This is a genomic window from Halomicrococcus pelagicus (assembly GCF_051917725.1).
In the GTDB taxonomy this organism is placed as follows: Archaea; Halobacteriota; Halobacteria; order Halobacteriales; family Haladaptataceae; genus Halomicrococcus.
Window position 1 is genome coordinate 1 of the sequence record NZ_JBQBLX010000008.1, and the last position, 13,372, is coordinate 13,372.

A 13,372-nucleotide genomic window follows, 5' to 3' on the forward strand; every position below is an offset into this window, starting at 1 on the left:
TTCCGGTTCCACTGGGTCCGCGCCCGGCCGTCGCCGTGCTCGCCGGAGACGCTGCCGCCGTACTCGACGACGAGGTCCGTCACCCCGTCCGCGATGGCCTCCAGTTGGTTCACCCCCGCCGGACTCTTCGTGTCCACGAGCGGTCGCATGTGCATGCATCCGGGGCCGGCGTGGGCGTAGAAGCTGGCGAACGTGTCGTTGGCTTCGAGCACCTCCTGGAAGTCCGCGACGTAGTCGGCGAGATGTTCGGTCGGGACGGCGGTGTCCTCGATGAACGAGATGTGCTTCGCGTCGGACGTCCGCGAGAGCAGGATGGGCATCCCGCTCTTCCTGAGCTTCCACAGCTGTTCGCGTTCGTCGTCCTCGTACGCTTCTAGCGCCGCAAACGCACCCGACCGGTCGGCTCCGTCGGAATCACCGGAGCGGGTGTCGGCTGTGGTGGAGTCGTCGACGCGGTCGGCCACGAGGTCCGCGACCTTCCGGCGTCGTTCGTCGTCCGAGTCGGCGTAGAACTCGACGAGCAGCGCCGTCTCGGTCCCCTCCGGGAGTCGCGCGGCGACCTCCGCGAACTCGTCGGTCTCCCGCGCGAGGTCGAGCAACACGTCGTCGACGGCTTCGACGGCGGCCGGGTCGTGGTCGCGCACGATGGCGTCTACGTCGGCCATCGCGTCGAGGAGGTCGCGGTACGTGAGGAGGGCGACCGACTTCGTCTCGGGGATCGGTTCGAGCGAGACGGTGGCTTCGGTGACGACGCCGAGCGTTCCTTCGCTTCCGGCGAAGACGCGAGCGAGGTTGACCGACCCCGGTTCGCTCACGGCGTCGCTATCTTCTCGCGGGCGGCGAGACGGCGAAGCCATCTCGTCCGAGGCGTGTCCTGCCTCGCGCGCTTCTTCGACCAGTCGGTCGAGGTTGTATCCCGAGACGTTACGCTTCAGGTCGGGAAACGCCTCCCGGACCGCGTCTGCCTCCTCGTCGACGACGCGGCGGAGCGCGTCGTGTATCTGCGCTTCCCGGTCGCCCTCCGGGTCGGCGCGGTCCCGGAGTTCGTCGACGGTCACCTCGCCGAACGTCGTCACCGTGCCGTCGGCGAGTACGACCTCTACTTCTTCGACGTAGGCGTCGGTCTTGCCGTACTTCAACGAGTGCGCTCCGGTCGAGTTGTTCCCGATAGCGCCGCCGAGCGTACTTCGATTCCCGGCGGCCGGGTCGGGAGCGAACTTCAACCCGTGCGGGGCGACCGTCGCGTTCAACTCGGCGAGGACGGTCCCGGCCTGCGCTCGCGCTCGTCGTTCGTCGGGGTCGACGTCGACGACCCCGTCCATGGCGTCCGTGAAGTCGAGGACGACCGCCTCGTTGACCGCCTGTCCGGCGAGACTCGTGCCACCGCCCCGAGGGAGGACGGGTATCTCGCGCTCGGCGCAGTACTCCATCACCGCCGCCACGTCCGCGGTCGATTCCGGGAAGACGACGCCGACGGGCGTCACCTCGTAGGCGCTGGCGTCGGTCGCGTAGAGTTGGCGGGTGTACTCGTCGAACCGCACGTCGCCCTCGACTTGGTCGCTGAGGTCAGCGACGAGACTCGGACGTGTCACGTCGCCGCCCGCGTAGTCGTAATCGGCTCGCGGGTCGTCTGCGGGGTCGCCGGCAGGGTCCGTGTCTGCGTCCACGTCCGCCCGTTCGCGGGCGGGTCTGGGGTCCTGTGATGCCATCGTCTCGTCAGTCGGATTTCGGCGCGAGCACCTGGTTCTCCAGCGTCTCACCGGTGTCGAGCCGTTCGACGTTCGCTGCGACGATGTCGGCGAGTCGTTCCCAGTGTCGCGGCGTGTGGCCGCCGGTGTGGGGCGTGACGAGGCAGTTCTCGAGGTTCCAGAGCGGGTGGTCTGCCGGGAGCGGTTCGGGATCGGTAACGTCGAGTGCCGCCCCGCGGATCTTGTTCGACCGCAGTGCGGAGACGAGTGCGTCGGTATCGACGATGGGGCCGCGTGCGGTGTTGACCAGCACGGCGTCCGTCGGCATCGTCGCGAACTCCGACTCCCCGACGAGCCCGCGGGTCATCTCGTTGAGCGGACAGGCGACGACGACGTACTCGCTTCGCGAGAAGGCGTCGTGGATGGCGTCTTCCTCGAAGCCGACGACTTCGTCCGTCGGGCCGCCCTTCTCCGGCGTGTACCGGACGCCGATGGTCTCGACGTCGAACCCCTGGAGACGCTGGACGACCGCTTCGCCGATGGAGCCGAGACCGACGACGGTGACCGTGCTGTCGGTGAGTTCGCCCGACTGGAAATGTCGCCACTCGGCGCGTTGCTTGCGTCGCCATCCTTCGTGGAGGCGACGTGCGAAGACGAGCACGTTGCCGATGGCCTGTTCGGCGATTCCGGGCGCGTGGATGCCTCCGGCGTTCGTCACGGCGACGCCACGTTCGGCGAAAGCGTCCATCGGGACGTGGTCGGTTCCGGCGAAGGTACACGCGAACAGTTCGAGTCGCTCGGCGCGGGTGAGCAGGTCCTCGTCGACGGTGATTCCGGTGACGACCCGTGCCTCTGCGACGAGTTCGCGCTCCTGTTTCGGCGTCCGGGCGAGTGCGACCGTCCGGTCGGGAAGACGTTCGCGTAGTTCCTCGGCGTACGATTCCATCGAGAGTCCTTCCGTCCCCTCGCGGAGGACGACGATATCTGGGTTCACACTCATTCTTTCACCATCGCGCGACGGACGCGAATCGATGGTCGAAGGATTGTGACAGCCCAACTTAGTCCTTTTGTGTAACCACTATCAACGAAAAGCGTTTACAGTTAAGTGGTTGGAGAGTGTCAGCGCCACGCATGGCCGAGTCGATACAGGAGCGACTCTCCGACGTACGACGCGAGTTCCATCGGTATCCGGAACCGGCGTGGCGCGAATTCTACACGACGCACCGCCTCGTCGAAGAACTGCGCGCTATCGGTGTCGACGAACTCGCCGTCGGACCCGAGGCGTACGACGGCGAAGACCGCATGGCCGTCCCCGAAGACGACGACGTAGACCGCTGGTACGAGCGGGCGCTCGAACGCGGCGCCGACCCGGACCTCCTCGACCGAATCGAAGGGGGGCACACGGGAGCGGTCGCCGTCCTCGACGAGGGTCCCGGGCCGGTCGTCGGCCTCCGGGTCGACATCGACGCCCTGTTCATCGAGGAGTCGACGGCGGACGACCACGCGCCCGCCGCCGAGGGGTTCCGGTCGGAACGGGAGGGGACGATGCACGCCTGCGGCCACGACGCACACATGACGTGGGGCCTCGCCACCCTCGAAGCCGTAAAAGCGAGCGACTTCGACGGGAAACTCGTCGTCTTCTTCCAGCCGGCAGAGGAGGTGTCCGGCGGTGGTCGTCCGATGGCCGAGAGTCGGTTCGCCGACGACCTCGACTACCTCTTCGCGGTCCACGTCGGTCTCGACCACCCGACGGGCGAGGTCGTCGCCGGTATCGAGCGCCCGCTCGCCATGTGCCACGTCGATGCGACGTTCACGGGCACGTCCGCGCACGCGGGCAAAGCGCCCCAGGAGGGCGACAACGCGATGCAGGCGCTCGGCACCGCCATCCAGAACGCCTACGCGATTCCCCGCCACTCCGACGGCATGACGCGAGTGAACCTCGGGAGGGCCGAGGCCGGGACCGCGAGCAACGTCATCGCCGAGACCGCACACGTCGAGGCGGAGGCGCGCGGCGAGACGACCGAGCTCAAGGAGTACGTGAAATCCCGCCTGACGCGGACGTTCGAAACCGCCGCCGAGATGCACGGATGTGACGTCGCCGTCGACGTCGTCAGCGAATCTCCCCGTGCCGACAGCGACCCCGAACTCGTCGACGTCGTGGCGGACGTGGCCCGCGGCGTCGACGGCGTCGGCTCGGTCGTCCCGACCGCGGACTTCGGTGCGAGCGAGGACGCCACGTTCCTGATGCAGCGAGTGCAGGAGGAAGGCGGCCTCGCGACGTATCTCATCGTCGGTACCGACCATCCGACCAGCCATCACACGCCGACGTTCGACGTGGACGAACGGAGCCTCGGAATCGGCGTGGACGTGCTCGTCGAGTCGATACTCGCCGTCGGGGAGGACGGCGCATGAACTCCGAGGAGACGAATGGTGGGCTGCCGACTGCCGACGACGTCGTCACCGCCGCCGACGTGAGAGCCGCCCGAGAACGCCTCGAAGACGTGGTTCACCGGACGCCACTGGACCGCTCGACGACGTTCGCGGAACGGAGCGGAGCGACGTCGGTTGGGCTCAAACTCGAGAACATGCAGCGGACGGGGTCGTTCAAGAGTCGCGGCGCGTACAACACGATGGCCCAGCTTTCGCCCGAGGAGCGCGAGCGGGGCGTCGTCGCGTCGAGTGCAGGCAACCACGCTCAGGGAGTCGCCCTCGCGGGACGGTTGCTCGACGTCGACACGACCATCGTCGTCCCCGAGGTGACCCCCTCCGCGAAGATAGAAGCGACGCGCGGCTACGGTGCCGACGTCGTCGTCGAGGGCGACATCTACGAGCGCTCCTACGAACACGCGCTCGAGTTGGCCGACGAGGAGGAGCTGTCGTTCGTCCACCCCTTCAACGACGAGGCGATCATCGCGGGGCAAGGGACCGTCGGCCTCGAACTGCTGGAGCAGTACCCCGAACTCGACACCGTCCTCGTCTCCATCGGCGGCGGCGGACTGATCTCCGGCATCGCAACCGTGCTCGAGGCCCGTGACCCGGACGTCCGGGTCGTCGGCGTCCAGCCTGAGGGGGCGTCTCACGCCAAACCGTCGCTCGAACGCGGCGAGATACACGAACTCTCCGACGTGGACACCGTCGCGGAGGGGATCGCCGACACGCGCCTGCTGGAGAAGACCTTCGCCGTCGTTCGCGAGCGCGTCGACGACGTGGTCAGCGTCAGCGACCGCGAGATGAGCGTCGCCGTCACCCTCCTCGCCGAGCGCGCCAAGACCGTGGCCGAGACCGCCGGCGCAGCGCCGCTCGCCGCGCTGCTCTCCGGCACGGTGGACGTCGACGACGAACACGTCGCCGTCGTCGTCTCCGGTGGTAACGTGAACCTCTCCGAACACGGCGAACTCACGCGCACCGGCCGCATGGAACTCGGACGGTACGCCGAGGCACGCCTCGCTATCGCCGACTGGCCGACCGGCGTCGAGACGCTCGCGGCGACCGTCGAACAGCACGGTGCGGAACTCGACGTGCTGGAGCGCGCTCGCCGAACGGCTACGGACGACCCGAACCGGACGCCGGTGACCGTCGGCGTGGCGGGAAGCGGGCCGGAACACCTCTCCGCCGTCCTGGGTGCGCTGGACGAACGGGACGGAATCGGGGTCGCCGACGATACCCTCGACGAATGAACCGCCTCTCGGCCGGGTCTCGCGGCTGAAGAACCGCGGAGGGTCGTTTCGGCTATCTCGATACCGTCATCCCGGCCGCCTCGATGGCCTCGTTCATGATGCCGATTCCGAGTTCGATCTCGCGCTCGGTCGAGTCGAGCGGCGGGAGCAGGCGGATCGTCTTCTCGCCACAGCCGAGGGTGAGCAGTCCGCGTTTCAGCGCCTCCTGGACGACGGCGTCGCGCCGCTGTGTCGTATCGAACTCGACGGCGAGCATCAGTCCCTTGCCGCGCACGTCGTCGACGTGCGGGGGCGCATCGTCTCGGAGCAGTTCCGTGGCCTGCTGGCCCCGCTCCGTCGCGTTGGCGAGCAAGTCGTGCTCCTCGATAGCTTCGAGCGTGAAGACGCCCTGCATCGACGAGAGAACGTCGCCGCCGCCGAACGTCGAACCCAACCGGTTCTTCTCGGCCGGGAAGACGTCCGACCGCGAGATCGTGGCACCCACTCGGAGCGCCTTCGCGCTGGCGATGACGTCCGGTTCGATGGGGTAGTGGTCCGAGGCCCACATCTCACCCGTGCGACCGACGCCGGACTGGATCTCGTCGACGACGAGCGGGACGTCGTACGTCTCACAGACGTCACCCACTTCGGCCATGAACTCGGTGCTCGGGAATCGATAGCCGCCGACGCCCTGGACCGGTTCGACGACGACGAACGCGACCTCGTCGGGGTTGACGTGGCCACCTTCGGGCTGGAGCGCGTTCCGGAGTTGCGAGCCGTCTCCGGTGAAGAACCCGCAGTCGCAGGATTCGGCAGTCCCGTCTCGCTCGTCGCAGAACGGAACCGTGCGGACGCCAGCGATCTCGGGGTAGTGGCGCGTGTACACCTCGTTCGAACGGGTGACGGAGAGGGTACCGAGCGTCCGTCCGTGGAAGCTCCCCTCGAACGTGTAGGCGTACTTGGCGGTCGGGTTGCGGTCGTGGGTTATCTTCATCGCGTTCTCCACGGCTTCGGCCCCGGAGTTCGAGAGGAAGACGGTGTCCATCCCGTACTGGCTGGAGACGTCGACGAGCTTCTGGACGAGGTGGCTGGACGCCGGGAAGTCCGCGGTTGCCGGGTCGTCGCCGGCGCCGAAGTACATGTCCTGTCCGGCGATCTTCATCGGTTCGAGGAGCGAGAACTCGCGCAGTTTGCCGAGGATTTTCTCGTTGTTGTAGCCGAGCGGTGCTGCACCGATGTGACAGGTGAAATCGAGGAGGACGTTCCCGTCGACGTCGGTGACGAACGGTCCGTCGGCTTCCTTCGTGACGTCCCAGACGAACTCGTGTGAGAACTCGCTCGGTGCTGCGTGTTCGTGGTGAAAATCGATCCACTTCTGGGCGTTCGGTCCAGGAAGTGCGCCCGCATCGGGCTCGGCCGTATCCCTGTCCATACACAAACTTCGTATATGACGTTAATAAAAGTTGTTATCGTTTTGCTGCGGGCGAGGGTCGCCGGTCAGTCGTCGTCCTGTCCGGCCACCTTCGCGTGCGCGGCGGTTTCGTCACTCCCGCCGGGCGAGCCGAAGAGCGTCGTGCGGTCCTGCAGCAGGATGGGCCCGTGCTCGTCCTGGAACGTCCTGATGAGCCCGAGCATGGCGACGAGACAGACGATGGCGAAAGGAGCGCCGGTGATTATGGCGGCCGACTGGAGCGCCCTGACGCCGCCGATGACCATCAGGATGGACGCGACCGTCCCCTGCAGCAACGCCCAGAAGACGCGGTTGATGGAAGAGGGGTGTTCCTTTCCGCCGGTCGTCATCATCGACACCGCGAGCGTCGAGGAGTCCGCGGACGTGACGAAGAACGTCGTCACGAGGACGAGGAAGGCGAAGAGGAGGACGGTTCCCACGATGGGGAGCGCGCCGAACATGACGTACCCCGACACCGCCTCACCGTACTCGGTGACGGGACCGAGTATCTTCGCGGTGCCCGTGTTCTGCATGATGACCGCCGACCCGCCGATGATGACGAACCACGGGATGGTCGCCATCGACGTCGCTCCGATGCCGGCGAACGCGACTTCGCGGACGCTCCGACCGCGAGAGATGCGGGCGATGAACAGCCCCGCGAACGGCGACCACGCGAGCGGCCACAGCCAGTAGAAGACCGTCCAGGCGTTCGCCCACTCTCCACCGCCGGTGAAGTGGGTGTAGAGGCTCGTCTTGAAGAAGTCGCCGACGAACCTTCCGGTCGCCTGGGTCCCCAGTTCGAGGATGCGGACCGTCGGGCCGAAGACCAGGGTGGCGGCCATCAGCAGGAGGAACATCGTCATGTTGAAATTCGACAGTCGCCTGATGCCGCGATCCACTCCCAGCACCAGGGAGACGGTGAAGATGACCGTCATCCCGGTGATGACCAGGATCGTTCCGAGGTCGCCGAGTTCGATACCCCACTGGAACTGGAGACCCGTGATGAACTGGCTCCCGATGAACCCCAGGGAGGTGGCGACGCCGCCGATAGTCGCGAACACAGCGAGGATGTCGACGATTTTCCCCAGGCTCCCGTCGACGTTGTCGGCACCGAGTATCGGCGTCAACACTGCCGATACTCTGAGCGGGGCGCCGTAGTTGTAGACGAAGTAGCCGATGCCGAGTCCCATTACGGTGAAACAGGACCACTGGGTGAGACTCCAGTGGAAAATCGAGTACTGGACCGCGACCGGCATCGCAGCGGCCGACTTGGCCTGTACGTCGTACAGCGGTGGAACCGACGAGTAGTGGAACAGCGCCTCGGCTGGTCCCCAGAAGACGATGCCTGCCGCGAGACCGGCAGAGTACATCATCGCGAAGTACGAGAAGTAGCTGTACTCCGGCTCCTCGTCCCCTAACCGAAGTTTGCCCCACGGGCCGAAGATGAGGAATCCGAGGAAGAGGACGAACCCCAGCATCGTGATGAGGAAGAACCAGTTGAAGTGGGCCAGGATCCAGACTCGCATCCCGTCGACCGTCTCGTACGCCGCGTCGGGGCTCAGCCCGAACGCAGCGACGAACAGGAGCGTGATTCCGGCGCCGAACGCGAATATCGTCGGTTCGATCTCGTCGAGGAATTCGGCGACCGCACCGCGTTCGTCGGGCGAACTCACGCGGCTTCACCTCTTTTCCGACGGTCCAGCGGCCCATCGACCGCCGGTTCGAGGGTCGAGTCCCTGCACTCCCACGACCGCGAACCGGTTCGTTCTGAACGCGTTCTCGGTAGTCGATTCCCTGATCCGTGCTCACAGCGGTCGTGCAGTTCGTATGTCATGGATAGTGGGTGCTCTCGTTCACCATGCCGTGCGTTGCCACAGGTCCCCCATCGTGAAAGACCCTGATAAATATTACGGATATCGATGCCAGTGGATACAGTATACGTTTACAAGACTGGTGGGAGAACGGTATCCGTGTACGCCGACAACAGGTAAGACGCAGAGTATATTTCGGCGAGGAGCACGATAACGCTATCGAAACCGCGGATAACCACGACTGTTCGGGTGGACACAGTTTACGAGGAGGGGAAACGCCGTGAACGGTGTAGATGGCCGACGGTCCGCGTTCGCAAGCCGTTCCCCGCCGCAGCCCCTCGGGTCGAACACGACGAGGGGGATGCTCCGTAACCCTTAATTCTACTAATATACAAAAACTGTGTATGAACGACGACTCGAACGAGTTCGAGGCCCCGGATAACCTCGCTTACTCCGCTGACCGGGACCGAGGTATCCTCACACCGAGCGACCGGGAGTTCCTGATCGGTCGGAAGTCGGATTACACCGAACACTCCCGGAAACAGAAGCGGAATCGGATTCGCCGCCGCATCCGCAACGCGATTCTCGACTTCACGATCATCTTCGAACACCTCGAAGACCGCGACCGAGAGACGGTCTTCAATCCCGACGACGACGCGAGAGACGCCTACACGCAGGGCATCACCGACCTCCTCGCGTTCCTCCATCTCGGGACGATGGGGTACTACACTCCGTTCAAGGACATGCTCGGCCAGGGCGTCAACAAGGCCGAACAGGAACTGGCGGGGTCGGACTATCGCATGGTGACCGTGGATTTCAACGTCGACCCCGTGGGTCAGATAGACGTCGACGAGGTCATCGACAAACTCGAATTCGGCGACTTCGACGAGATAACCGACGAGGAACTGCGCGCGTTCGTCCGCCTCCTCGCCGAGTCCGAGGACTTCTCTGCGACGTCCATGCGCACGGATATGAAAGAACAGATGAACGAGTTCATCGCGAAGGTCAACGCTGCCGCGGAACAGCGCGACCAGCGCGTCGAGGACCTGAACGACTGATCCTACTCCGTCTGGACCGTCAGCCGAGATACGCCACTGCGTCCATCTCGACGCGCACGTCTCCCGGGAGGCGTGAGACCTCGACGCAGACTCTCGCAGGCGGGTCGCCGGGGAACCGTGCGCCGTAGGCTTCGTTGACCTCGTCGTAGTCGTCGAGATCCGTCAGATAGACGGTTACCTTGACCACGTCGGTGAGACCATCGCCGTCCGCGTCGTCGACGACGGCGGCGATATTGTCCAACACCTGTTCGGTCTGCGCTCGAATCCCGCCCTCGACGTCCTCTCCAGTTTCGGGATCGACGGGGCCGTAGCCGGAGACGTACAGCGTGTCCCCGGCGCGAACGCCTTGCGAGTACGGATTGTCGTTGCACGGTGCATCGTCCGTAACGATTCGGTCGGTGTCGCTCATGATTTGGTGTCGAAAGAGTAGTCCGGAGCCGATTCAGGCGGTGGGCTGCCGTTCGCCGACGACGTGCTGGACGGCCTCGACGATGACGTCCATCGCGGTGTCGGCCAGTTCCTCGGTGAGCACCAGCGGCGGGAGGAGTCGCAGGACGTTCCCGTGTCGTCCGGCCTTCCAGACGAGGACGCCGTGTTCGTAGCAGTACTGCTGGACGGCGTCGACGGTGTCGCTGTCCGGGTTTCCGTCCGCGTCCACGAACTCGGCGCCGATGAACAGTCCCTTCCCTCGAACCTCTCCGAGTCCGTCGGTCTCCGCTGCGACGTCGCGGAGCCGACTCCGGATATGTTCGCCGAGTTCGCGCCCGTGTGCGAGGAGGTCGTGGTCCTGGATGTACTCGATGGCGCGCGTCCCGGCGCGCATCGCGACGACGTGCCCGCGGTACGTGCCCGCGTGGTCGCCCGACCCCCACGTGTCGAAGTCCTCGTGATAGATCGTCGCGGAGAGGGGGAACCCGACACCGCCGAGCGCCTTGGCCGTCGTCATCGCGTCCGGCGTGACGTCGTACCACTCGCTCGCCCACCATCGGCCGGAGCGCCCGAGTCCGCTCTGAATCTCGTCGAAGACGAGCAGAACGTCGTTGTCGTCGGCGATCTCCCGCAGTCCTTCGAGGAAGCCCTCGGGTGGTGCGATGACGCCGCCTTCACCCTGTATCGGTTCGACGAAGATGCCTGCCGGGTTCGCCAACCCGCCGTACGGATCTTCGAGGATCGCTCGAACCTCTTCGAGCGCTCGGTCGACCGCTTCCTCCGGCGTCGCGTCCTGTCTGAACGGATGGGGGTACGGTGCGTGGACGACGTCCGAGAGGAGTGGCGTGTAGTGACCTTTGAAATCCTTGTTTCCGGTGAGGCTCATCGCGCCACTGGTTGCGCCGTGATAGCCGCCGCGGAAGGCGATGAGACCGTCGCCACCCGTGTTGTACTTGGCGAGCTTTATCGCTGCCTCGATGGCGTCGCTTCCAGTCGGGCCGCCGAAGAGGACCCGATTGTTCCCCTTGAGCCGTCCCGGAGCGATCTCGTCGAGTTTGTCGATGAGTTCGAGGCGGGCTTCGCTCGGAAAGTCGACGGTGTGGACGAGCTTGTCCGCCTGCTCGTGGACGGCTTCCAGCACGTACGGATTAGCGTGTCCGACGTTCAGCACGCCGATACCGGCGAACATGTCGATGTACGTGTTTCCGTCGGCGTCGCGAACGGTTGCGCCTTTGCCCTCTTCGAACGCGACCGGGATGTCTTCGGGGTAGGCAACTGCACTGCTGTCTATCTCGCGTTGCTCGTCCAGCAACTCGCGAGTGTTCGGACCGGGAACGGTCTCGACGCTCGGTGCATCCTCGTAGTGAAGTTGATCGATCGGCGGACCAGCCGTCATACGCCATACCATGTCGAACAGTTATAAATATCTTATCCACGATTTCCATATAGGCCATATACGATATTTGATTCAGGATTTCAGAAGAGGTTCGATTATAGGTAATAGCGTACACAGTTTCCGTAACCACTTTGACGCTACGCCGACGAGTGGCACGGTGATGCTTCACACGAGCGGGCGACTACTCACCATCGACGTCGGGACGAGAGAGACGCGGACGGAATCCATCGACGACGTCCTCGAATCGTTCATCGGCGGGCGGGGCGTCGGCACGAAACTGGCGCACGACCGACTTCCGTTCGACGCCGACCCGTTCGGGCCCGAGAACAGCCTCTTCTTCACGACCGGCCCGATGCAGACGTCGAACATGAGTTTCACCGGGCGGACGAACTGCACCGGTATCTCACCGCTGACCGACGGACTCCTCTCGTCGAACGCGGGGGGGTTCGTGTCGCGCAACTTTGCCGACACCGGGTACGCTGCCGTAGAAATCACGGGAATCAGCGACGACCTGCTCGCCGTCCACGTCTCGGACGAAGGGGTCGCGTTCGAGTCGATACCGGAGCTCTCCGGCGCGACCGTCCCCGAGACGGACGAGTACATGGCCGAGGAACACGGACTCGGCGTCGACAACCTCGCGGTCGTCGGCCCTGCGGGGGAGAACCGGGTTCGGTTCGCGTCCATCATGACGAGCGAGAACCGGGCGTTCGGTCGCGGCGGACTCGGAGCGGTCCTCGGTTCGAAGAACGTCAAGGCGGTCAGCTTCCGCGGCGACTCGGCTCCCGACGTGGACGTTCCGGCGACGCAGATGGAGATCCATCGCGAGGCCGCGACGGACGACCACATCATGAAACGACAGGGGACGACGAGCGTCACCGACCTCGCCAACGAGATAGAGGCGTTCCCGACGAAGTACTTCGAACGGCAATCGTTCGACGGCGCGGAGAACATCAACGGCGACGCGGTCGAGTCGAAAAAGTACGAGAAAGGAACCTGTTCCGCGTGCGCGTTCGCCTGCAAACTCCCGACGAAAGACGAAGCGCGCGGCGTCGAAACCGAAGGCCCGGAGTTCGAGACCGTGATGGCCTTCGGCGGCAACCCGATGATCGACGACGTCGTGGACGTGATGCATTCGAACGAACTCTGTGACGAACTCGGGATGGACACCATCTCCTGTGGCAACGCCGTCTCCGCGTATCTCGAAGCCGAAGACGAGTTCGGAAACGCGGAACTCGTCCACGAGACCGTCGAGAAGATCGCTCACCGCGAGGGAATCGGGGACGTTCTCGCGGAGGGAATCGACCGATTCGCCGACGAACTCGGCGTGAAGAACTGGACCGTGAAGGGACTCGCGTTCCCGGCGCACGACGGTCGGACGTTGAACGGGCAGGGGCTGAGCTACGCGACGGCCAATCGAGGCGCGGACCACATGTACGCGGTCTTCTACTCCTACGAGTATCCCCTCGTGAGCAAAGAGCAGGCGATGGACCCCGAAGGGTTGGACGGGAAACCACCCGCACTCGTCGAGAAGGAGGACTTGATGGCGCTCAACGACAGCGGCGTCGTCTGCAAGTTCTCGCGAGACTACATGAACCCCGAGCGGTACGAGGCGCTGTTCGGCGCCGACTACGACGACCTGCTCGACGTCGGGAGCCGCGTCGTCGACCTCGAACGCCACTTCAACAACCAGCGTGGGTTCGACCGAAACGACGACGAACTCCCGTACGAGATAGAGGGACTCGAATCCGCTCTCGACGAGTACTACGAGGTTCGGGGTTGGACCGACGATGGCACCGTTCCCGAGAGCCGACTCGCCGACTGACGCACCGGTTCTTCTACGGCTACCGTCCGGGGGCAGACGCTGAGGACAGTCCGTGGCCGGCC

The 13,372-nt window shown here is 64.9% G+C and carries 10 protein-coding genes; 4 read left to right on the forward strand and 6 right to left on the reverse strand.

Annotated features, from left to right (window positions below; translation table 11 throughout):
* Together ACTF4R_RS19325 and ACTF4R_RS19330 are read right to left on the reverse strand one after the other, a co-directional pair.
* The coding region (locus ACTF4R_RS19325; RefSeq protein ID WP_440009944.1) for an FAD-binding oxidoreductase at positions 1 to 1,709 on the reverse strand (1,709 nt) is incomplete at its 3' end.
* Between the two features lie 7 nt (positions 1,710 to 1,716).
* The gene (locus ACTF4R_RS19330; RefSeq protein WP_440009946.1) at positions 1,717 to 2,688 is read right to left on the reverse strand and encodes an NAD(P)-dependent oxidoreductase; all 972 of its coding nucleotides are present in this window, start codon (positions 2,686 to 2,688) and stop codon (positions 1,717 to 1,719) included.
* A gap of 131 nt (positions 2,689 to 2,819) precedes the next feature.
* On the opposite strand from ACTF4R_RS19330, the gene ACTF4R_RS19335 reads away from it, so the two are divergent.
* Both ACTF4R_RS19335 and ilvA read left to right on the forward strand, forming a co-directional pair.
* Entirely contained in the window at positions 2,820 to 4,100 is a 1,281-nt protein-coding gene (locus ACTF4R_RS19335) for an amidohydrolase (protein ID WP_440009948.1), read from the forward strand.
* Positions 4,097 to 5,365, forward strand: a complete 1,269-nt coding sequence (gene ilvA / locus ACTF4R_RS19340; RefSeq protein WP_440009950.1) for a threonine ammonia-lyase — start codon at positions 4,097 to 4,099, stop codon at positions 5,363 to 5,365. Before ACTF4R_RS19335 ends, ilvA begins: the two co-directional genes overlap by 4 nt.
* A gap of 52 nt (positions 5,366 to 5,417) precedes the next feature.
* Here ilvA and ACTF4R_RS19345 read toward each other — a convergent pair whose 3' ends face one another.
* The gene (locus ACTF4R_RS19345) at positions 5,418 to 6,776 is read right to left on the reverse strand and encodes a class-III pyridoxal-phosphate-dependent aminotransferase (RefSeq protein WP_440009952.1); all 1,359 of its coding nucleotides are present in this window, start codon (positions 6,774 to 6,776) and stop codon (positions 5,418 to 5,420) included.
* A gap of 65 nt (positions 6,777 to 6,841) precedes the next feature.
* Complete coding sequence (locus ACTF4R_RS19350; RefSeq protein ID WP_440009953.1) at positions 6,842 to 8,467, reverse strand: BCCT family transporter; 1,626 nt, start codon at positions 8,465 to 8,467, stop codon at positions 6,842 to 6,844.
* 542 nt (positions 8,468 to 9,009) lie between these two features.
* Between ACTF4R_RS19350 and ACTF4R_RS19355 the strand changes: the two genes are divergently transcribed.
* Entirely contained in the window at positions 9,010 to 9,663 is a 654-nt protein-coding gene (locus ACTF4R_RS19355; RefSeq protein ID WP_440009954.1) for a DUF8102 family protein, read from the forward strand.
* 19 nt (positions 9,664 to 9,682) lie between these two features.
* On the opposite strand, the gene ACTF4R_RS19360 is transcribed toward ACTF4R_RS19355, so the two are convergent.
* Positions 9,683 to 10,072, reverse strand: a complete 390-nt coding sequence (locus tag ACTF4R_RS19360; protein ID WP_440009957.1) for a Rid family detoxifying hydrolase — start codon at positions 10,070 to 10,072, stop codon at positions 9,683 to 9,685.
* 33 nt (positions 10,073 to 10,105) lie between these two features.
* Positions 10,106 to 11,488: an aspartate aminotransferase family protein gene (locus ACTF4R_RS19365; RefSeq protein ID WP_440009959.1), complete on the reverse strand. Its 1,383-nt coding sequence runs from the start codon at positions 11,486 to 11,488 to the stop codon at positions 10,106 to 10,108.
* Between the two features lie 160 nt (positions 11,489 to 11,648).
* Between ACTF4R_RS19365 and ACTF4R_RS19370 the strand changes: the two genes are divergently transcribed.
* On the forward strand, positions 11,649 to 13,310 hold the full coding sequence (locus tag ACTF4R_RS19370; RefSeq protein WP_440009961.1) for an aldehyde ferredoxin oxidoreductase family protein: 1,662 nt from the start codon (positions 11,649 to 11,651) through the stop codon (positions 13,308 to 13,310).
* Positions 13,311 to 13,372 lie beyond the last annotated feature (62 nt).

Bases quoted from the DNA above. Each gene is read 5' to 3' on its own strand.
- ilvA (WP_440009950.1), top strand. From the start codon at position 4,097: ATGAACTCCGAGGAGACGAATGGTGGGCTGCCGACTGCCGACGACGTC.
- ACTF4R_RS19370 (WP_440009961.1), top strand. From the start codon at position 11,649: ATGCTTCACACGAGCGGGCGACTACTCACCATCGACGTCGGGACGAGA.
- ACTF4R_RS19335 (WP_440009948.1), top strand. From the start codon at position 2,820: ATGGCCGAGTCGATACAGGAGCGACTCTCCGACGTACGACGCGAGTTC.
- ACTF4R_RS19330 (WP_440009946.1), bottom strand. From the start codon at position 2,688: ATGAGTGTGAACCCAGATATCGTCGTCCTCCGCGAGGGGACGGAAGGA.
- ACTF4R_RS19365 (WP_440009959.1), bottom strand. From the start codon at position 11,488: ATGACGGCTGGTCCGCCGATCGATCAACTTCACTACGAGGATGCACCG.
- ACTF4R_RS19345 (WP_440009952.1), bottom strand. From the start codon at position 6,776: ATGGACAGGGATACGGCCGAGCCCGATGCGGGCGCACTTCCTGGACCG.
- ACTF4R_RS19360 (WP_440009957.1), bottom strand. From the start codon at position 10,072: ATGAGCGACACCGACCGAATCGTTACGGACGATGCACCGTGCAACGAC.
- ACTF4R_RS19355 (WP_440009954.1), top strand. From the start codon at position 9,010: ATGAACGACGACTCGAACGAGTTCGAGGCCCCGGATAACCTCGCTTAC.